Annotated in this window: 17 protein-coding genes and 2 pseudogenes; 10 read left to right on the forward strand and 9 right to left on the reverse strand. The window is 56.7% G+C overall.

The genetic code is table 11. The annotated features are described in order from the left end of the window. Positions 1–120 precede the first annotated feature (120 nt). Together BWR59_RS03655 and BWR59_RS03660 are read left to right on the forward strand one after the other, a co-directional pair. Positions 121–813, forward strand: coding sequence for a hypothetical protein (locus tag BWR59_RS03655; protein ID WP_081564269.1), 693 nt, complete (start codon positions 121–123; stop codon positions 811–813). A 303-nt stretch (positions 814–1,116) separates the two neighbouring features. Further along, positions 1,117–1,575, forward strand: coding sequence for an Hsp20 family protein (locus BWR59_RS03660; protein WP_081564270.1), 459 nt, complete (start codon positions 1,117–1,119; stop codon positions 1,573–1,575). Positions 1,576–1,619: 44 nt separating this feature from the next. On the opposite strand, the gene BWR59_RS03665 is transcribed toward BWR59_RS03660, so the two are convergent. Beyond that, positions 1,620–2,525, reverse strand: a complete 906-nt coding sequence (locus BWR59_RS03665; protein WP_081564271.1) for a LysR family transcriptional regulator — start codon at positions 2,523–2,525, stop codon at positions 1,620–1,622. Positions 2,526–2,684: 159 nt separating this feature from the next. On the opposite strand from BWR59_RS03665, the gene BWR59_RS03670 reads away from it, so the two are divergent. From BWR59_RS03670 to BWR59_RS03685, 4 genes are all read left to right on the forward strand, one after another. Further along, positions 2,685–3,434, forward strand: a complete 750-nt coding sequence (locus BWR59_RS03670) for an SDR family oxidoreductase (protein ID WP_081564272.1) — start codon at positions 2,685–2,687, stop codon at positions 3,432–3,434. A gap of 108 nt (positions 3,435–3,542) precedes the next feature. Then, positions 3,543–3,896 (forward strand): zinc-binding dehydrogenase, encoded by a 354-nt coding sequence (locus BWR59_RS03675; RefSeq protein ID WP_168184444.1) that lies wholly within the window; start codon positions 3,543–3,545, stop codon positions 3,894–3,896. A gap of 237 nt (positions 3,897–4,133) precedes the next feature. Next, positions 4,134–4,535, forward strand: coding sequence for a nuclear transport factor 2 family protein (locus tag BWR59_RS03680; protein ID WP_081564274.1), 402 nt, complete (start codon positions 4,134–4,136; stop codon positions 4,533–4,535). A 15-nt stretch (positions 4,536–4,550) separates the two neighbouring features. Further along, entirely contained in the window at positions 4,551–5,894 is a 1,344-nt protein-coding gene (locus BWR59_RS03685; RefSeq protein ID WP_081564275.1) for a DUF1254 domain-containing protein, read from the forward strand. 61 nt (positions 5,895–5,955) lie between these two features. Here the strand turns inward: BWR59_RS03685 and BWR59_RS03690 are convergent, their stop codons facing one another. Both BWR59_RS03690 and BWR59_RS03695 read right to left on the reverse strand, forming a co-directional pair. Then, complete coding sequence (locus BWR59_RS03690; protein WP_081564276.1) at positions 5,956–6,408, reverse strand: type II 3-dehydroquinate dehydratase; 453 nt, start codon at positions 6,406–6,408, stop codon at positions 5,956–5,958. Then, the gene (locus BWR59_RS03695; RefSeq protein WP_081564490.1) at positions 6,405–7,778 is read right to left on the reverse strand and encodes an MFS transporter; all 1,374 of its coding nucleotides are present in this window, start codon (positions 7,776–7,778) and stop codon (positions 6,405–6,407) included. Before BWR59_RS03695 ends, BWR59_RS03690 begins: the two co-directional genes overlap by 4 nt. Before the next feature lie 160 nt (positions 7,779–7,938). On the opposite strand from BWR59_RS03695, the gene BWR59_RS03700 reads away from it, so the two are divergent. The 3 genes from BWR59_RS03700 (at position 7,939) to BWR59_RS03710 (ending at position 10,577) form a co-directional block, all read left to right on the forward strand. Next, the gene (locus tag BWR59_RS03700) at positions 7,939–8,826 is read left to right on the forward strand and encodes a LysR family transcriptional regulator (protein WP_081564277.1); all 888 of its coding nucleotides are present in this window, start codon (positions 7,939–7,941) and stop codon (positions 8,824–8,826) included. A gap of 146 nt (positions 8,827–8,972) precedes the next feature. Continuing rightward, the gene (locus BWR59_RS03705) at positions 8,973–9,485 is read left to right on the forward strand and encodes a ProQ/FinO family protein (protein WP_081564278.1); all 513 of its coding nucleotides are present in this window, start codon (positions 8,973–8,975) and stop codon (positions 9,483–9,485) included. 279 nt (positions 9,486–9,764) lie between these two features. Then, the gene (locus tag BWR59_RS03710) at positions 9,765–10,577 is read left to right on the forward strand and encodes a DUF1206 domain-containing protein (protein WP_081564491.1); all 813 of its coding nucleotides are present in this window, start codon (positions 9,765–9,767) and stop codon (positions 10,575–10,577) included. A gap of 60 nt (positions 10,578–10,637) precedes the next feature. On the opposite strand, the gene BWR59_RS03715 is transcribed toward BWR59_RS03710, so the two are convergent. The 4 genes and pseudogenes from BWR59_RS03715 to BWR59_RS03730 all read right to left on the reverse strand — a co-directional run. Continuing rightward, positions 10,638–12,350: a S8/S53 family peptidase gene (locus BWR59_RS03715; RefSeq protein WP_230981961.1), complete on the reverse strand. Its 1,713-nt coding sequence runs from the start codon at positions 12,348–12,350 to the stop codon at positions 10,638–10,640. Positions 12,351–12,581: 231 nt separating this feature from the next. After that, positions 12,582–12,953 carry a histone-like nucleoid-structuring protein, MvaT/MvaU family gene (locus tag BWR59_RS03720; RefSeq protein WP_081564280.1) on the reverse strand — a complete coding sequence of 124 codons (372 nt, stop codon included), beginning with the start codon at positions 12,951–12,953 and terminating at the stop codon, positions 12,582–12,584. Between the two features lie 80 nt (positions 12,954–13,033). Then, on the reverse strand, positions 13,034–15,178 hold the full coding sequence (locus BWR59_RS03725; RefSeq protein WP_081564281.1) for a PAS domain-containing sensor histidine kinase: 2,145 nt from the start codon (positions 15,176–15,178) through the stop codon (positions 13,034–13,036). Positions 15,179–15,276: 98 nt separating this feature from the next. Beyond that, positions 15,277–15,630, reverse strand: a pseudogene (locus BWR59_RS03730) (LysR substrate-binding domain-containing protein); the annotation flags it as partial. Positions 15,631–15,645: 15 nt separating this feature from the next. Between BWR59_RS03730 and BWR59_RS32760 the strand changes: the two are divergent. Next, positions 15,646–15,873, forward strand: a pseudogene (locus tag BWR59_RS32760) (MFS transporter); the annotation flags it as partial. A 79-nt stretch (positions 15,874–15,952) separates the two neighbouring features. Here BWR59_RS32760 and BWR59_RS03735 read toward each other — a convergent pair. After that, positions 15,953–16,132 carry a CsbD family protein gene (locus BWR59_RS03735; RefSeq protein WP_081564283.1) on the reverse strand — a complete coding sequence of 60 codons (180 nt, stop codon included), beginning with the start codon at positions 16,130–16,132 and terminating at the stop codon, positions 15,953–15,955. A gap of 178 nt (positions 16,133–16,310) precedes the next feature. Further along, on the reverse strand, positions 16,311–17,417 hold the full coding sequence (locus BWR59_RS03740) for a D-alanyl-D-alanine carboxypeptidase family protein (RefSeq protein WP_081564492.1): 1,107 nt from the start codon (positions 17,415–17,417) through the stop codon (positions 16,311–16,313). Positions 17,418–17,473: the final 56 nt, after the last annotated feature.

The following is a 17,473-nucleotide window of genomic DNA, read 5'->3' on the forward strand; positions in this document are numbered from 1 at the left end:
GCTATAAATCATGGCGCGGATTTTTTGCGCCCGCCGGCTTGAGTGTCCGGTGATGTCTAGCATCCGTTTCCCGGGGCCGATGTCCGAGATGTGAATTCCACCCATTTGCAGGGATGAGCTATGAAGAAAAGAGGAACGAAATTCTGGCTGTGGTCTGATTGCCAATTGCAGTCAACGCTGCGACGGGTAACAGCCGATTGCGGTATCCAAATAGAGCTTCAGGCACGTTCCTCGCGCAAATCCATCATTCAGTTGTTCGTGGGGGTTTATGACGGGAGGGGTTTGCCGCTCGTGGAAGAATACTACGCCCACTGCCCAGAGGAATCGGTCACACAAGCCTTGGAATGGGGCCAGAAGCGAGCCCATTTCCTCACAGAATCTATAAGCAACAAGCCGCGAAGCAGGATATGGCCCATCAGCTTGCGAGATGCCTCCAACGATGCGCTGGCCAGGTCACAGATTGAAACAACCTGGTCGAGAGCTGCTTTCATGAACCAGGCACAGGCCGCCCAGGCTCGTTATCAAAAAGCCTGTCGGGCCATGGTAGACATCATGAAAAAAACGAAGGTCGCCAAAGAGGATTGGGAAAAATGCCGCGTGGAGCTAAACGCGGCAATTGATCAGAGGGCTGCAGTGCTCAGGCTTAATGGACTTTCGATGTACCTAGGTTCTGAGGCCGGTCCATTGTCTGAGCCGAGCGCCTGCGCTATCTGCTCGGACAATTATCAGCAGCCCTGTGTCTCACAGGGCCACGAGCAGCAGTACCAAGTCGCAGAGTCCCCCCATAAAATGTCCGGGACGTCGTCTGACTAATCCTAAGCGCATCGAGCCTGGCAATACCCCCGTGTAATCGGCTTCATTTCCCCCATTCGTTTCGCAGAGACGTGTGCACTCCAATCCATACCAGGCATGTGCTTATGAAGACACGCCGCCATGCCAACGCGCTGACAGCAGACCTCCTCCGAAGCATGCGAGAAGTACCCCCAACCTTGAATAGCGAAAAAAATTTTCCGAACCTCCTCTTGAAACCCTTTTGCCCGAACCTACATTCGGGATTACGCGATGCCGAAATCGGGTCGCGTCTTAATCACTTGGAGAAAACTCAGGAGATTTGTCATGGCTACTACACTTTCGTTGGCACCACTGTTCCGTCAGTCCGTAGGCTTTGACCGTTTTAACGATCTTTTCGAATCGGCGCTCCGTAGCGAGGCCAACAATGCCTATCCTCCTCACAACGTCGAGAAGCACGGTGAAAATGAATACCGCATTGTCATTGCGGCGGCTGGCTTGACCGAGGACGATATAAACATACAAGTCGAGAAAGGCGTTCTTACAGTCGCTGGCGGGAAACGCGAAACAGAACAGGAAGTGACGTACCTCCACCAGGGCATTGCCCAGAGGGCCTTTCGGTTGTCGTTCCGTCTTGCGGATCACATCGAAGTGCAAGGCGCAGCGCTGAGCGATGGCTTGCTGAGCATCAATCTGCTCCGCGTCGTTCCGGAGGAAGCCAAACCACGGCGTATCGAGATCGGTGGCTCGTCCAAGCCCGACCTCAAAGCTGTTAGCTCGCAATAAGTGCGACAGAGGCGCTCTTCGGAGCGCCTCTTTTTCCTGGGCCGTCAGCGTAATCCCTTGCTCTCAAACAACTCCACAAGCCACTCCACGAAGACCCTTACACGTGCACTGAGGTGCCGATTGGGCGAATAAACGATATAGATCGGGTTCGGCTCCAGCGACCAGTCCTCCAGCAACTGCACCAGTGCACCGGACTTGAAGTGCGGCTCGGCCATGAACGTCAATGTCTGCAACACGCCCATACCGGCGAGGGCGGCAGCAAGCAGAGCGTTGGAGTCGTTTACCGAAATGAAGTAGTTCGCATCTACCGAGATGCGCTCGTCGCCTTTGACAAACTCCACAGGCAAGCGCCGATTGGTTCCGGCAAAAAAATAGCGAACCATCTGATGGTTCGCTTCCAGATCTATTGGGTGCGAGGGAGTGCCATGAGCGGCGAGATATTCGGGCGTCGCGCAGGTGACGAACGTGAGGCTACCCAGGCGTCTGGCTATCAACGACAGATCGTTTAACGCGCCGCCGCGAATGACGCAGTCGACCCGATCACCGAGCAGGTCAACCGGCCTGTCGCTTACGCCAATGTCCAGCTGCAACTGCGGGTAGCGTCTCTGAAAATCCGGGAGTGCGGGCAACACCAGCATAGTCGCCATGGTCGAGCCCATATCCACACGCAATCGACCATGAGGACGGGCCTGGGCGCTGGCCAGATCTGACTCAGCCTCCAGCCACTGATCCACCACTCGCACCATGCGTTCATAGTAAGCGGTGCCATCGTTGGTAAGCGAGATACGTCGCGTGGTGCGGTTGAGTAACTTCACGCGCAGATGAATTTCCAGCGATTGGATATGTTTGGTGACGGTGTTGCGCGGAAGGTTCAGCGTTTGCGCCGCCTTGATGAAGCTTCCGGCTTCCACAACCTGGATAAACGCTTTGACTGCGTTGAAGTAGTCCACGTCGTCACTCACTCATCAGATAAAGGCTAAATCGATTAGCCCGCATAAAGGAACAGTGGTGTCCTTTTTAGCTAATTTATCCCGTCGACGCTATCTCATACATTGAACTCACCGAAACGAAGCCACCCATTCCGGTTGGCTCCAAGTGGGGTTAGATAGATGACTCAGCAACTCAAAGGTAAGGTAGCACTGGTCACTGGCGGCTCTCGTGGCATTGGCGCTGCCATCGCGAAACGTCTCGCAGCAGATGGCGCGCATGTCGCGTTCAGCTACGCGAAATCCCCGGAGCAAGCGCAAAACGTGGTCGCCGAGATTGAGCGTCATGGCGTGCAGGCACTGGCTATCAAAGCCGACCAAGGTGACACCGCGCAGGTCATCGCGCTGGTCAAACAGGTTCATCAACACTTCGGTCGCCTGGACATCCTGATCAACAGCGCTGGCGTTTTCGTCACGGGCTCAGTGGGTGCTTCTGACGCGGACATCGCAGCATTCGACCGCCAGCAAGCGGTCAACGTCGGCGGTGTCGTGACGGCAGTACGCACGGCAGTCGGCCTGATGAACGAAGGTGGACGGATCATTTCCTTGGGCACGACTGGCGCTGACCACGTGCCATTCCCGGGTGCTGCCGACTACGTAGCGACCAAAGCTGCCGTGGCTGCTTACACCCGTGGCTGGGCCCGCGATCTGGGGCCCCGCAACATCACGGTGAATATCATCCAGCCGGGTGCGATCAACACCGAGATGAACCCTGAAACCGCCGACCATGCTCCGTTTCTAGCGGGTCTGGCAGCGCTGGGCCGCTACGGTCAGCCGGAAGACATCGCCGCAGCTGTGTCCTTCCTGGCAGGGCCCGAGGCTTCGTACATCACCGGCGCCACGCTCAACGTCGATGGCGGCCAGAGCGCCTGATCGACCTCTCATCCTGAGATCCGATCGTGTGGGCTATTCTTCGCGTATGCAGATCGTCGGGTAATCGATGTCAGCGCACTAATCAAGCTTCCCGACGATATCTCCAGCGTGCAGGCCGCCGGGCTGCTGTCCAAAGGTCTTACTGCATGGGCGCTGGTCAAGCAGGTGCATGGGGTTCGAGCCGTTGAAACCGCGGTTGTGCATGGCGCCTCGGGTGGACCAGGCAGCCTGCTCGCACATTGGGCCAAATCCTTGGGGGCCAACGTTACCGCCACCGTTGGGTCAGCCGGCAAGGCCCGAATCGTCGAGAGTTGGGGGCCGGATCTTGTATTGCGTTCCGATGGGGCGGATCTGGCACAACGGATCAGAGCCTTGAGCGGTGGGTATGGTGTCGACGTGGTTTACGACCTGGTCGGTCGACAGACGCTGGATCCAGGACATGGCGGCGTCGGAGTTGTATGAGCGTTTCCGGGAGGGTGCTCTGGGGCACTTGCAACTTGCTCGCTATCGCCTGGAAGAAGCGGCATTCGCTCATGCGATATTGCAGCCCGCAAACACACCGGGTCGATTCTGTTGACCCCCTGATGTGCTAACCACCAAGCGTCGCATCGTTCACTCGAGTCACTGTCCCAGGTTCGCGAGGGCTTATGCGCCAAGAAGCCGGGGAGACAGCCTCTTTTCACCACCAAAGGAAACGTCATGACTGACTCCAATGAAGCATCAAAGACGGCTATCGAACCTGACTACAACACCCTCCTGTGCGCCAATCTGCAGCGGGTATTCAATGAGCGAGACGATATAAAGAGGAATGCTGCCGTCCACGAGCTTTTCTCTGCTGAGCCGACAATGTATGAACCAACGGGCATCGTCATTGGCCGATCCGCGATCTCAGATGTTGCGGGCGCACTTCTCAAACAATTCGGGCCCGATTTTTCTTTTGTGCCTGATGGCGTTGCAGTGGGGCATCACGGATTAGGATATTTGAGATGGCGCGCAGGCCCAGCCAACGGGCCGGTCGTCGTGAGTGGTGTAGATGCGGCAGAAGTCAGCGATGGCAGAATCCTACGTTTGTGGGTCTTGTTGGATGCGCCGCAGGGCTGAAAGAAAATAGATGCCATGGCGAAGACCAAGGCCTGGTACGGATGCTCGGCCTTGAGCGTCCGCTATCGAGCCAAAGCTCTCTATCGAATGTCGAAAGCCAACCAAAAATTGCGCATTGGCAACGTTTCCTACGCCATCCAATTGCAGTCCCGAGCAATGGGGCTTTTCGTGTTGCATGGAAGTTTCGACCCGGATCAGCCAACAGCGCTGCTGGATCAGGTTGTGTCTGAGTTTTTGCACGGAGCGATTTCGATGAATGCACTGGCACCCGCTGCTTTCCTGTTGAGCTTACTGGCAACGAGTATTCATGTTGCGCAGGCCGACGAAAAAACGCCCCTGCTCAGCTTGGATGCGGCCCGAAAACTTGAGTCGACGCTGGTCAACGAAAAGAACGTTGCTGTGACCCCTGAGAACTTCGCCTTCGCCGTGCTGGACGAGTCCATGCAGAATGAAGTGAAGCTCGGAGCGACCAACAAATTTTACAATCACCGTAAACCGATGGAGCTCGATAAGCAGCCTGCCGTATTGATGAATCGCGATACGCTGTATTCCTTCGCCATCATCGATGCGTCTCACGGCGCCACTATCCATGTGCCCAAAGGCGATGGCCGTTACACCTCGGTACACGTCATGCAGCATGATCATGTCACCGACAATGTCTATTACGGCGGGGGTGAATACGCCATCGACCCGAAAACCGTTACTGATTTCGTCGTGGTCAATATCCGCACTCAAGTGAACCCAAATGATCCAGCAGACGTGGCAAAGGCCAATGCCATCCAGGATGAGTACAAGGTCAGCTTTCCGTCCGGTTATACACCGAAGGCCTTCAAGGCCATTGATTGGAATCAGGAGCAACTCAAGCAAATCAAAGCGCACTACGTGGAGTCCGCCGATACCCGTGGCGTAAGCAAAACCATGGGAGCTCGCGGCACGATCTCTCAAGATGACATCAATGTGGGGGCTGCCGTGGCGACCGGACTGTTGCCCGACCAACACGCCTGGTATTCCTTCAAGTCGTACAAGGTCAAGAAAGACATCTGCTATGCCGCGACTTACCCGGTACCGGGCATGACCAACCCTCAATTGGGTTTCTATTCAATGACGATGTACGGTGACGATCTGTACCTGCACACCGAGGAAGGCTCCAGCCTTTCGAACCATGAGATCGTACCCGACAAGGATGGCAAGACGTTCACCCTGCATTTCGGTAATCCACAAACCTGCGGAAAAGATGCAAACAACCTGCTGATCGCACCGACTGACAACTGGACGCTGGCGTTCCGGGTTTACATGCCGGACAAGTCCGTGCAGAACAACGAGTACAAGTTGCCTGAGCCAAAACCTGTCACTCATTGATCACCTAACCCAAGAAAGAACAAGTATGGAGACTGACCAGGATTACTGGGGTGCGGGAGGTTCAAGAGCGGGCATCCCGCTTCAGAAGCTTTGCAACCGCTCTGACCGCCAGTGGATACCCGTCTGCACCCAAACCGCAAATCACCGCGCTGGCGACACTCGACATGATCGAATGGCGATGCAGTTCGTCACGGGCATGGATGTTGGACAGATGCAGCTCAATCAGCGGGGCCTTGATGAGCTTCAAGGCATCAAGCACAGGGATGGAGTGAAATGACAGCCCGGCTGGATTGATGATGACGGCCGCATTCTGCTCAAACGCTTCCTGAATCCAGTCCACCATTACACCTTCGTGGTTGGTTTGCCGGAACTCGCATTGCAAATCAAGCTCTGCCGCTAGCGCATGACACGCCTCCTGAATTTCAACGAGTGTTGTGTGACCGTAAATGTGCGGCTCACGACGGCCCAACATGTTCAGGTTAGGGCCATTGAGGATAAAGACTGTGCGATTCATGGTCGTCCGCCATAGGTTTTCGAGAGAAGTACGTCAGCAGCGGCATCGTGGGTTTCACCTGCGGCCACATGGTTCAGATCGATGCCTCGGGTTTCCGGGCCAATCACAATCATGGCCAGCGACACCAGGTTGATCACCGCGCAGAGCGATACCAATGGCCAAGGCGAATTACCTGACTGGCTCATGAGCCAGACAGCGATCATCGGCATCGGGCCGCCGACCAGCAGATTCGCGCCCGTATAGGCCAATGCCGAGCCCGAATAGCGCACCTGGGTGGGAAACGCCTCGGCGAATGCGACAGGTTGAATACCGCTCTGGAACTGGGTGAAGCCGAGAAAGAGCCCCATGATGGCCATGATTGCAGCGATGTTCTGGGTGTTCAGGATCGGGAAGTAGACTGTCAGAATCACCAGGGTCATGCACGACCCGAACGCGAGCGCCTTTTTGCGCCCCCATCGATCTGACAGATAGCCGCCGGCGAGCGCCCCGAATATTGCGCAGATGTTTGCCACCATCAGCGACATGAACCCCATGGACTGAGTCAGTCCCAGGTGTTTGGTGAGGTAGCTGAGTGAAAAGATCACGATCAGGTAGAACAGTGCAGCGGGTGAGCAGAAAAACAGCATCAGCCGAACGATTGTTTTCGAGTGACTCCCCAACGCTGATTTGAGTGGGCTGCGCACGGTGTCTTTCTTGGTATCCCTCAACGCGACAAACGCTGGCGTTTCGTCAACTTTGAGCCGTATGAAGATCGCCACCACGACCAAAATGAAGCTCATGAGAAAAGGGATGCGCCAGCCAAAACTTTCGAACTGCGCGGCGCTAAGGGTTGCCGCCAGCCCCATCAACACGGCGTTCGCGAGGATCTGACTCAATGGCGAACACAGCCCTAACAATCCCGAGTAACGACCGCGCCGATCGGGAGCAGCATGCTCCAGCGCCATCAGCTGCGCGCCAGTCGACTCACCGCCCAGCGCAAAGCCTTGGATGATGCGCAGCAAAACCAGCAGTATGGGAGCCCAGACGCCGACCTGGCCATAGGTCGGCAACAACCCCATCAACACAGAAGCCAGGCCCATCATGGTCACTGTCGCAAGCATCAAGTTGCGACGACCCAGCTTGTCTCCCAGATAACCACAGGTGATCGCTCCCAGTGGACGAGCCGCCAGGCCGACACCGAAGGTTGCAAGCGATGCCAGCAAACCGGCGGTGGGCTCCATCGCCGGGAAGAAGAGCTTGGGCAGAACAGTCGCTGAAACGGCTCCATACAGGGTGAAATCGAACCATTCAAGGGCGGTGCCGATAGTGGCTGCCGTCACCGCCCTGCGCGACATGCGCGAATCCTGAGGTGTGCTACTCACTGTCTTCATGGTGGTGCTCATCGTCATTGTTATCGTTATTGGAGACTGCTCCGTGCTCTGGAGGCATTGCCGGCAGATACGTCGAAGTGGGTAGACGGTAGCGCACGTTGCTTGCAAAATAATTATCGAAAATGTGATATTTCAATAAGCCTGGCTTATAGGTTCACCTATGGAACTTCGTCACCTGAAAGCATTTGTCGTCGCGGCAGAGTTGCAGCACTTCAGCCAGGCTGCCGAGCAGCTCGGCATCGCCCAGCCCGCACTGAGCCAGTTGATCAGAACGTTGGAAAGCGAGCTGGGGCTGTCGCTGTTTCGCCGCGAGAATCGAGGGGTCGTACTCACTGCTGCGGGCATGGCGTTCGTTCCCCATGCCAGGCAATCCATCGACTCCAGTGAGCTGGCTATTGCAGCGGCTCGTCGGGCCCGTCGCGGTGAAGTGGGTGAAATCACCATCGGCTATCATTCGGCCCTGCTTGAGCACAACCTGCCTCAACTGCTTCGGCACTACTTCACTGCGTTTCCGGACATCAAGGTCTCGTTGGTCGACGCAGGCATACGCGCGCAGTTCGACATGCTTCTCGAACACAAGATTGATCTGGCGTTCGCACGCGTGTTCAAGGATCACCTGCCCGACCGGTTACGCACGCATTATTTCAGCCAGTCGCGCCTGGTGTTGCTGATTCCGGATAACAACCCTTTGGCCATGCGCTTCAACGGCGATTTGACGATTCTGCGACACGAGAAATTTGTGTTCCTCCAAGACCCGAACGGCATTGGCCTGACCTCGCATACGCTTCACGCCTGTCGGCTCAACCAACTGCACCCCGAGAATATCTTCTATGTGCCTTCACTGATGAGCATTCCTGGTCTGGTTGCCGCAGGTATTGGCATCAGCATCGTCCCCGAGCCGATGGCTCGACTCACGATGCCAGGAGTTCATCTGTTTCCTCTCGACATGCCGGAGATGGTGAGCGAGCTGTCGCTGATTTCTCGGATCGACGAACGCTCAAGCGCTGTTCTGCACTTTATTGAAGAAGCGGATGGCTGGGGCCAGTGAATCAGTCGTAGTGAAACGCTGTCTCCGGTCAGATCCGTAAGGCACGCGCATTGAACCAATGGCGAGTCATCCTTTCTCTGCTGCGCCCAGGCGCCGCATGGAATATCCTTGCACCACGCAATCAACCTACAAGCAGTGGATAGACAATGGGTTTTGAACAACTAGCTGAGCTACGTGACCAACTGAAGGCCGAAAAAGAGCAGGCAAAGACTGACAGCGCGAAGCCTCACAAACGCAAATCCGCCCCGCAATCGAAGCCTCGTGACCGTGACCCGGCGATGGAGGCGATCTGGCCGTTGCAGAGGCATTTTCCTTTGGCGTTTCCGGTCAATCCCGCCCCCAAGGTTCCGCTCAAGGAAGGGATTTTGAAGGATGCCGAGCAACATTTGGAGCTGCTCGGGATATCCCTCGAACAGCTCAAGCTCGGAATCTCTACCTGGTGTCGGGGGGCTCGATATTGGGCGAGCATGCTAGAGAACGCGCCGCGCCTGGACTTAAATGGACAACCGGCCGGTGTGGTCACTGCCGCTCAGGCGATACACGCCAAGCAGCAAGCTTCACGGCAACGCAGTCAAGGCCGACGAAATCGTGGGAAGGCGCAAGCGCCTGCTGCGCAACCTGATGCGAATGCCGCAGTGCACACAGCATCGACTGACTAAAAGGAAGACTGTGCAACGTGGCGGCAACAACCCGGATCGACTGGCGAGCACCGAATAAACCAGCGTACGAAATGTCGCGTCGCAGCGTTGCAAATCTCCAATGAGCAGACCCCTTTCAAGAAGCGACGGCCGCGTATAGATGCTTGGTAGGCGATGCCTTTATCGCGCGACTGGGACGCGGATTTCCCGCAGTCCAAAGCCAGTCAAGCCTTGAGGTCAATGATCGAACCCCTCCCCGCCAGAAGGGTCTGTTTCTGTATTACTTTCGGAATACAGACCATGTCAGCGCATCACAGCCTTGTAATACTTGCACGGGGCGGATACGCCGCTCGCGGAATGCTTTACCTGATCATCGGCATCTTTGCATTGCTGGCCGCCCAGGATTCAACAAAACCCAAAGACAGCCACAAAAGCCTGGAGGCCTTGTTAGGTCAGCCGTTCGGCTATTTTCTCGTGGGACTTGTGGTCGTGGGGCTGCTCGCATTTGCGGCCTGGCGGGTGCTGCAAGCTACGCGTGACGTCGACCACCACGGCAAAAACCTCAGGGGATTGACCATTCGCGCTGGCCTGCTGGCGGGAGGTTTGGTCAACGGTGCCCTGGCATTCTTTGCGTTAGGCCTGCTCATGAGCGGAATCAAAAGCTCGGACGATTCCGGAGGGCAAACCAAGGATTGGCTGGCGCATCTTCTATCTTGGGAACACTCCAATTTACTGGTGTACTTGATCGCTCTCATCCCGTTAGGTGTTGGAATTGCTCACATCATCAAGGGATGGAAGGCGTCGTTTGAACAATATTTTGAGGCCGACGAAGACGTCATGCGGTACGTGCGCCCGGTGTCCCGGTTTGGCCTGATTGCCCGTGGAGTCGTTTTTATAGAGATTGCGTTGCTGCTGGGAGTGAGCGGTTCAGCTTATCAAGCAATGGATCCGCCTGGTATGAAGGAAGCGCTCGACGCGCTACAACATCTACCCGCTGGATGGCTGGTTTTGATCGTGATGGCCTTGGGGCTCATTGCATTCTCGGTTTACAGCTTCTCCGAGGCCTTCTGGCGGAAGATCAATATGGAAGTGCCAGGCATGCCGAGAGCGTAGGCAACGGTCCCAACGCGTCTAGAGGGACGGCAGACGGGTCAAAGCAAAACGGGGCTCAACTCAACGAACCCGGCCCCGGCTCTTCACAGCCAGATCCAGGGCTCTCTGCATATCCAGGCGGGCTGAGCGACCCACGTCCTTGTCGTTGAGCTGATAGTTGCGTTCAGATGGCAGTATGGGTGCGGTCAGGTCTTCAGCGTCCATTGGCTCGAAGTCGTAGTTATCACCGATAGCCATCGCACTGCGTCGCAGCAACATACGCAGCTGTTCTGGCTTGAGTTCCGGGTTGATCGAGAGCATTGCGGCCAGCAAACCGGTGACCATGGGTGTGGCATAAGAAGTCCCGCAATGCACGGCGCCTGTCTGATCGGCCTTCGTCGTTGACGCATGCACACACGCGGACGCCGTGATGTCGACGCGCATGTCGATGTTGGAGGAGTTGCGTTTGACGGCGTAGGCCGGATTGTCCACAGCGATGCCTGTGCGCTCGTTACGCTGGTGTCCACCCACCACTAACAGCTGCTCGGTTATGAAGGACGACGGCAACCGGTATTCATCAGTGCCCGAGAACGAAGATCCATTGCCCGCAGAGTTCACCACGACCACATCCGGATGTTCCTTGCGCAGCCATAGGAAGAACTCCTCCAGCAGTTCTTCGTAACCTCCCATCGCGATGCCCGAACGAAGCAGGGAGTCAACTTCGTCACCTTCAACGTTCCTGGCGCCGACACGATGAATGCCCCAGCTCCAGTTGAGCACCCGGACTCCGTCCTCGACGAGGTTCACGGAAGCTGCGATGTTGGCGGTGATGCCAGCATCGGAGTTACGTTCCACGATGACCTCGAAGCCGCCGCTGGTTTTGTCCAGGCCCCTCAGGAATCCGGTATTCCCGCCCTGATCCCAACTGGCCGCAAGGATCCCGGCAACGGTTGTCCCATGCCCCTGCGGCTTTTCTGAGTCGCGAGCATAGACGCAGGTTCGTGGTACGGAGCATGGCCCGAGATAGTCGGCAAAGTCTGGCGTATCGAAGTCGACATCACGCTCGATCAGTCCGACGCGAATTGGCTGGGGATCAATAGCGGCCTGCTTGGCAGGTATGCGTCGTTGGTAGTAGTTCACCGCGTCGAGGAATCGGTTGGCGGCCCACTCATCAGAGTCGGGTTCCGGCTTGCCGGGTTCGGCGGGGCGACTTGCACCCTCCTCCGCCCGCTCAGGCGCCGATTCTTCGATAACGACAGCATCTACGCTGATCTCGCTGCCCAGACGCAATACAAGGGCGTCCCGTTGCACCAGATCCCTGGCAGGCAACCGAAGCTGATACAGGTTCAACGGGGCGATGCTGCCCACCACCTTCGCTCCGTACTTCGCCGCGAGTCTCTCGGCCTCCTTGCGGCCATCGTGATCTTCCTCGATCACCAAGCTAATGAGGTCGACGTAAGAAGTCAGGCCATCCATGTTCTTCGCCACTTCGTTCGGCCCTGCGGCCACAACATGACTATTGCCCATGGTGAGCCAGACCGCATTGCTCTGGCGCTGATCATCCCTCACATAAAGCGGGCCACTTTTATGCTCCGTGCTTTTCACCTGCACTCGCAGCTGATCGCCATCGCGCCGGACGACCCGCTCGGAGAGCGACTCTCCGTTGAGGTATACAGCAGGTACACCGGCGGTCAGCCCTCTGACTTTCAGGCACCACTCCTGGCGCTGGCTTTCAAGTAGATCACCGCAACGATTCAGACTTTCAACACGCAGGGGGTCTTCAGCGTTCGCCATCACGCTTAAAGCCAGCGTGCACACGCCAGCATACGAGGCAGATCGAGATGCCATGAATCAAATTCCCAATTGGACGCTTTGAGAGTTCCGACTGGCGACTCGCCCGCTTCGTTCAAAACCAGGATCGGCAACGCCCGGCAGAAATGAACAGTGTCAGGCGTGTTGAATCTCTTCGCACATCGCACCGGAACAAAAAAGCCGCCCTAAGGCGGCTCTCGTTCCAGCATCAACTTACTTGACCAGCCACGACTCAACCTCTGCGCTACCAAATTGATTTTTCCACGCCTTGAGCAGTTTATGGTTTCCGCCCTTGGTCTCTACAACCTCGCCTGTCAGTGGGCTCTTGTAGACTTTTACAGAGCGTGCCTTGCGAGTCGCTTTCTCGGTCGGTGCCGGGGTGCCTTTACGGCCTTTGCCTGGCTGCGGCTCCAGGATGTTGACCACGTCACGGAGACTGAAGCTGTACTCACCCAGGAGGTCGCGCAGTCTGGTTTCAAATTCGATTTCTTTCTTCAAACCGCTATCGTTTTTTAGCGTTTCCAGCTCGGCGAGCTGAGCGGCGAGTTGTTGTTCAAGGGCGCGAAATTCTGCGAGGCGGGACATGTGTAACTCCGGATGAACTGATGGTAAGTAAAGGTTAGTTGATTGCGGCTTCCCTATCATAGGCCTGAAAGTGAAGTCAGCTATACAACAGTCCCCTCATGCTTTCCTAGCAATGTGCTCACATTCAGAACCAACGCTTCGAGCGCGAAGGGTTTCGTCAGGACAACCGTGCCCAACTCTAGCGGCTGACTGGAGACGATGGAGGGTTCGGCATAACCCGTCATGAGCAATACCGGTAGATTCGGTCTGCATTTACGGGCGGCATCGGCCATGCGGCGACCATCTATCCCTCCCGGAAGGCCAATATCAGTAACGAGCAAGTCAATCGGGGTATCAGACTGGAGCAACTGCAGCCCCGACAGCCCGTCGGCAGCCTCAATCACACGGTAGCCGAGGTTGCCAAGAGCTTCGCTGACAAACATGCGAACAGATGGCTCATCATCAACGACGAGCACTGTTTCTCCTGAAACACTAAGGCCGACTTCCGGTTTTGGCTCAGCCAGCACGATGGCTTCATCTTGAGCGGCCACGACTGGCAATTGCAGGTAAACCCGGGTTCCGGCCCCTGCCTCAGACTCAATCTTTATCTGCCCGCCCGATTGCTTCACAAAGCCGTAGACCATGGACAATCCGAGGCCGGTTCCTGCGCCTACCGGCTTGGTCGTGAAAAAAGGGTCGAAGGCTTTGGACAGCGTTTCTACACTCATCCCGACGCCGTCGTCGGCAACACAGATGGTCAGATAGGTTCCCGCAGAGAGCTCTGCGTCAAGCTCAGGCCCTGGTTCAAGAGACTGGTTGAAGGTCTTGATCGAAATGGTTCCGCCTGCGCCGGATGCGTCCCGAGAGTTGATGCACAGGTTAAGCAGAGAGTTTTCCACCTGAGCCGGGTCGACGAGGCATGTATTTTCCACCGCTGTCAGGTCAACTTTCAAATCAATGGTCGGCCCGACAGTTCGGCGGATGAGCTCTTCCATGTCCGCGATCAAGGTATGAACATTGGTATGTACAGGAAGCAACGTCTGACGACGGGAAAACGCCAGTAGCCGATGAGTCAGTGCCGCAGCCCGTTGCGCCGCGCCATAGGCAACGCCGACATACCGCTCCACATCTGCAGTGCGGCCTTGATGGAGTCGCATCTTGATCAGATCCAGGCTGCCTGTAATACCGGCAAGCAGGTTATTGAAGTCATGGGCAATGCCACCTGTGAGTTGTCCAATCGCCTCCATTTTCTGTGACTGGCGCAGCGCGGCTTGGGCGTCCTCACGTGCAGCCACAGCCTCAGTCACACGAGCTTCCAGATTACGATTGAGATCCAGAAGTGCAGTCTCAGCCCGCTTTCGCGCCGTTACGTCGATCGACGAGCCGATCAAACCGATGACCTCACCTGACTCGTCCAGGAGTGGCGCTTTGGCTGAGAGCCAGGTGGTCGCAGATCCATCAGGCATGTCGACCCGTTCTTCGATCTGCTCGGCCACGCCGCTTCGCATGATGCGCTGATCGGTCTCCATCACCTGGAGTGCCTGAGCCTTGTCTTCCAGGAACTCCAGATCCGTTTTGCCCAGGTAGAACTCTGGCGGTTTGCCGATCAGCTCGGTAGTCCCATGGTTAGCCACCAGGATCCTACCTTCCAGATCCTTGGCGTAAACCACGCCAGGTACAGCCGCTGTGAACGTTCTGAGTAAGGCTGACATTCGGTCTCGCTCAGCTTCGGCAGCCTTGCGCAACTCGATATTCATCAGCACACCCGGAAAGCGCACCGCCTGTCCTTGCGCGTCAAGCTCGGCACGGCCATTGGCCTCTACCCACCGGTAGCACCCGTTATCCTGACGCACGCGATATTCACATCGAAACGCACCGCCCCTCGCCATCGTTTGTTCAATGTCAAACGCCAGGCGGTCAACATCGTCAGGATGAATGGAGGAGAAAGCTTCCGCGATGGGAATTCCGGATATGCAGCGCTCCACGGGCAGACCAAATGTGCGCGAAAAGCGCTCGTCCGCTGTGACTCGGTCGTCGGGAATGTCCCAGACCCACGTGCCGATGATGGCCCCGGCATCGAGGGCGAGCTGCAGCCGCTCGGAGGCGTCTGCCGGGAATTCGGAGCTCTGTGCTTCGGAGCTCTTTGCTTCGGAGCTCTTTGCTTCGGAGCTCTTTGCTTTGGAACTCTGTGCTGAAGAAGGTGAAGCCACTGGTTGAATCAGGGGTTTGGAGCTGTATTGTTTCATCCCTACCTCGGTGACCTTTCACCCACGAAGTCTGAAGAATAACCGCATTCAGGTCGACCGACCGGCACGCGCTTGAAAAATCGAGCCAAGTTGCCTCCTCAAACGCTGCCATGGGGCGCCAGGCGCTCGCTCAGGTATTCCAGCAGGACGCTCACTTTGGGCAACGATTCCCGTGATTTGAGCCATACGAGGTTCATCGGCAGGCCGTCGGTAGCCAGCTCCGGTAACACCTCTATGCAGTGGTGATTCTCCAGCTCCGCGACTGAGCCTGGAGTTCCGTGCTCACCGAGATAACCGGGTGCAGCGCAGAACACCAGGCGCTGGGCACCTATGAAGCGATGACCAAGACCAGGAGGCCAAGCGTCCGGCCCACCGATTCTCACGACGATGTCGATCCCCTCATGAACCGGATCGATGAAGCGGTCCGAGAACGATATATGCGGCTGGAGCAGCAGATACGCTCTGCCACCGCACTCTTCCCTATATGCCAGGTTCGCGTGATGCAGGCGGGAGCGAAGGCCCAAGCCCTCGCCGCGTCGCTGAATATTTCTACTGCGAACGCAGGGATCGGGCTTGGCGCAATCCTGGGTGGGCTGGGTATCGGGCAGTTTGGCCTTGGGGCGTTGGGTGGGATCGCGACGATCATTGCCGCAATGGCAATCGTCGTGGCGCTACTAATGATGCCCAAGCGCTGAGACGTACAATCGAGCAGCGCTTCGCTTAAATGCAAAACGGCCCTGCGAAGAGGGCCGTTTCTTGGTTGCCTGCCAGCGGTCAGTGCTTATCCACCGCATCTTTTACCTTACCGACAACCTGCTGAGCTTCGCCTTTGTTCTCCTGAACCTTGCCTTTCACCTGCAACTCTTCATTGCCAGTCGCCTTCCCCACTCCCTGTTTGATGTTACCGACTGCTTCGTTAGCCAGGCCTTTAATCTTATCTGAAGTGCCGCTCATGGTATTTCTCCGATAGGAATGTGTCGCTGACAGGATATGAAATGCGTGGCTGAGGTATAAGGCGCTTTTGCACTACCGCTTACAGTGCGTTTGCATCAGAGGGGGCGCTTGTCTGGTACGCCCCTCGCCAGCTCATGCTTCACAACCCCTCGCGTTGTGAACTCATCGCGCCCAACTGTTATGCCGGAGCAGAATCTGCTGGCCATTCCCCAATCAAATCACCGATAAACAAGCGCAACGAGTCCCAGGCGCGTGTCCACCAACCTCCGACCTCGACTGACTCGAGCGCGATCAACGGGCGCTCTGCAAGCCTGTTGTCTCCCTCATAGAGCTGGAGCGTTCCAACCACGCTTCCTTGAGCGATGGGTGCGACAAGCGGTTTATTGATAAGGATTCGAGTCTCGGTTTTTCGGTGTGTATTCTTTGCCAACGTCAGCGTGACGTCATCCAGCAGCCCCACCTGAAGGGCGTCCTCGTGAGCTTTCCATACCATGGGAGTCGCGAGCACATGACCCGCTTTGACGTAAGTCTGTGTGTCGAAGAAGCGAAATCCGTAGGTCAGCAGTTTCTCGGTATCGGAGGCCCGATTACCGACCGTTGTAGAGCCGAGTACGGCGCTGATCAAACGTCGTCCATCGCGTAACGCCGAGGTCACCATGCAATACCCGGCAGCCTCGGTGTGACCGGTTTTCAACCCGTCGACCGTGCTGTCGCGCCACAACAGAAGATTGCGGTTCGATTGCCTGATTCCGTTCCAGGTGAAGTGTTTGTGCTTGTAAAGGTCGTAGTACGCGGTCTCATCATTGATGATCGCTCTGGCGAGCCTCGCCAGATCCAGAGCCGATGCGTAATGGTCAGGCGCTGGCAGGCCTGTCGGGTTCATGAAGTGAGAGTTGTTCAGGCCAAGCTCGCGTGCAGTGTTATTCATCAACCCCGCAAAGCTGTCCTCACTGCCTGCCACATGCTCGGCCAGAGCGACCGAAGCATCGTTCCCCGAATCGATCACGACGCCTCGAAGCAGGTCGTGCACAGACACCTGGCTACCAGGGTCAAGGAACATCCGCGAGCCTTCGGTACGCCACGCGTTTTCGCTCACCGTTACCAGATCATCTGGCTTCATTTCCCCTGCCTGTATTTGCCGCGTCGCGACGTACACGGTCATCAATTTGGTCAGGCTCGCGGGTGGCAAATGCTCGTCAGGGTGACTACTGGCGATCACGTTTCCACTGGCAGCGTCCATCAGGACCCACGCTTTGGCGGTCAGCTGGGGATGAGCAGGAATCATCGCCCCAGGGTTGGCGAACACCCCAGGGGCGTACAGACACAGGAAGGTCAGGCAGA

The organism is Pseudomonas sp. Bc-h (assembly GCF_002080045.1).
GTDB lineage: Bacteria > Pseudomonadota > Gammaproteobacteria > Pseudomonadales > Pseudomonadaceae > Aquipseudomonas.

What these genes read in the sequence shown, in the direction of transcription:
- BWR59_RS03655 (WP_081564269.1), top strand. Translation starts at nt 121, where the DNA reads ATGAAGAAAAGAGGAACGAAATTCTGGCTGTGGTCTGATTGCCAATTG.
- BWR59_RS03660 (WP_081564270.1), top strand. Translation starts at nt 1,117, where the DNA reads ATGGCTACTACACTTTCGTTGGCACCACTGTTCCGTCAGTCCGTAGGC.
- BWR59_RS03670 (WP_081564272.1), top strand. Translation starts at nt 2,685, where the DNA reads ATGACTCAGCAACTCAAAGGTAAGGTAGCACTGGTCACTGGCGGCTCT.
- BWR59_RS03680 (WP_081564274.1), top strand. Translation starts at nt 4,134, where the DNA reads ATGACTGACTCCAATGAAGCATCAAAGACGGCTATCGAACCTGACTAC.
- BWR59_RS03685 (WP_081564275.1), top strand. Translation starts at nt 4,551, where the DNA reads ATGGCGAAGACCAAGGCCTGGTACGGATGCTCGGCCTTGAGCGTCCGC.
- BWR59_RS03690 (WP_081564276.1), bottom strand. Translation starts at nt 6,408, where the DNA reads ATGAATCGCACAGTCTTTATCCTCAATGGCCCTAACCTGAACATGTTG.
- BWR59_RS03695 (WP_081564490.1), bottom strand. Translation starts at nt 7,778, where the DNA reads ATGAAGACAGTGAGTAGCACACCTCAGGATTCGCGCATGTCGCGCAGG.
- BWR59_RS03700 (WP_081564277.1), top strand. Translation starts at nt 7,939, where the DNA reads ATGGAACTTCGTCACCTGAAAGCATTTGTCGTCGCGGCAGAGTTGCAG.
- BWR59_RS03705 (WP_081564278.1), top strand. Translation starts at nt 8,973, where the DNA reads ATGGGTTTTGAACAACTAGCTGAGCTACGTGACCAACTGAAGGCCGAA.
- BWR59_RS03710 (WP_081564491.1), top strand. Translation starts at nt 9,765, where the DNA reads ATGTCAGCGCATCACAGCCTTGTAATACTTGCACGGGGCGGATACGCC.
- BWR59_RS03715 (WP_230981961.1), bottom strand. Translation starts at nt 12,350, where the DNA reads ATGGCGAACGCTGAAGACCCCCTGCGTGTTGAAAGTCTGAATCGTTGC.
- BWR59_RS03720 (WP_081564280.1), bottom strand. Translation starts at nt 12,953, where the DNA reads ATGTCCCGCCTCGCAGAATTTCGCGCCCTTGAACAACAACTCGCCGCT.
- BWR59_RS03725 (WP_081564281.1), bottom strand. Translation starts at nt 15,178, where the DNA reads ATGAAACAATACAGCTCCAAACCCCTGATTCAACCAGTGGCTTCACCT.
- BWR59_RS03735 (WP_081564283.1), bottom strand. Translation starts at nt 16,132, where the DNA reads ATGAGCGGCACTTCAGATAAGATTAAAGGCCTGGCTAACGAAGCAGTC.
- BWR59_RS03740 (WP_081564492.1), bottom strand. Translation starts at nt 17,417, where the DNA reads ATGATTCCTGCTCATCCCCAGCTGACCGCCAAAGCGTGGGTCCTGATG.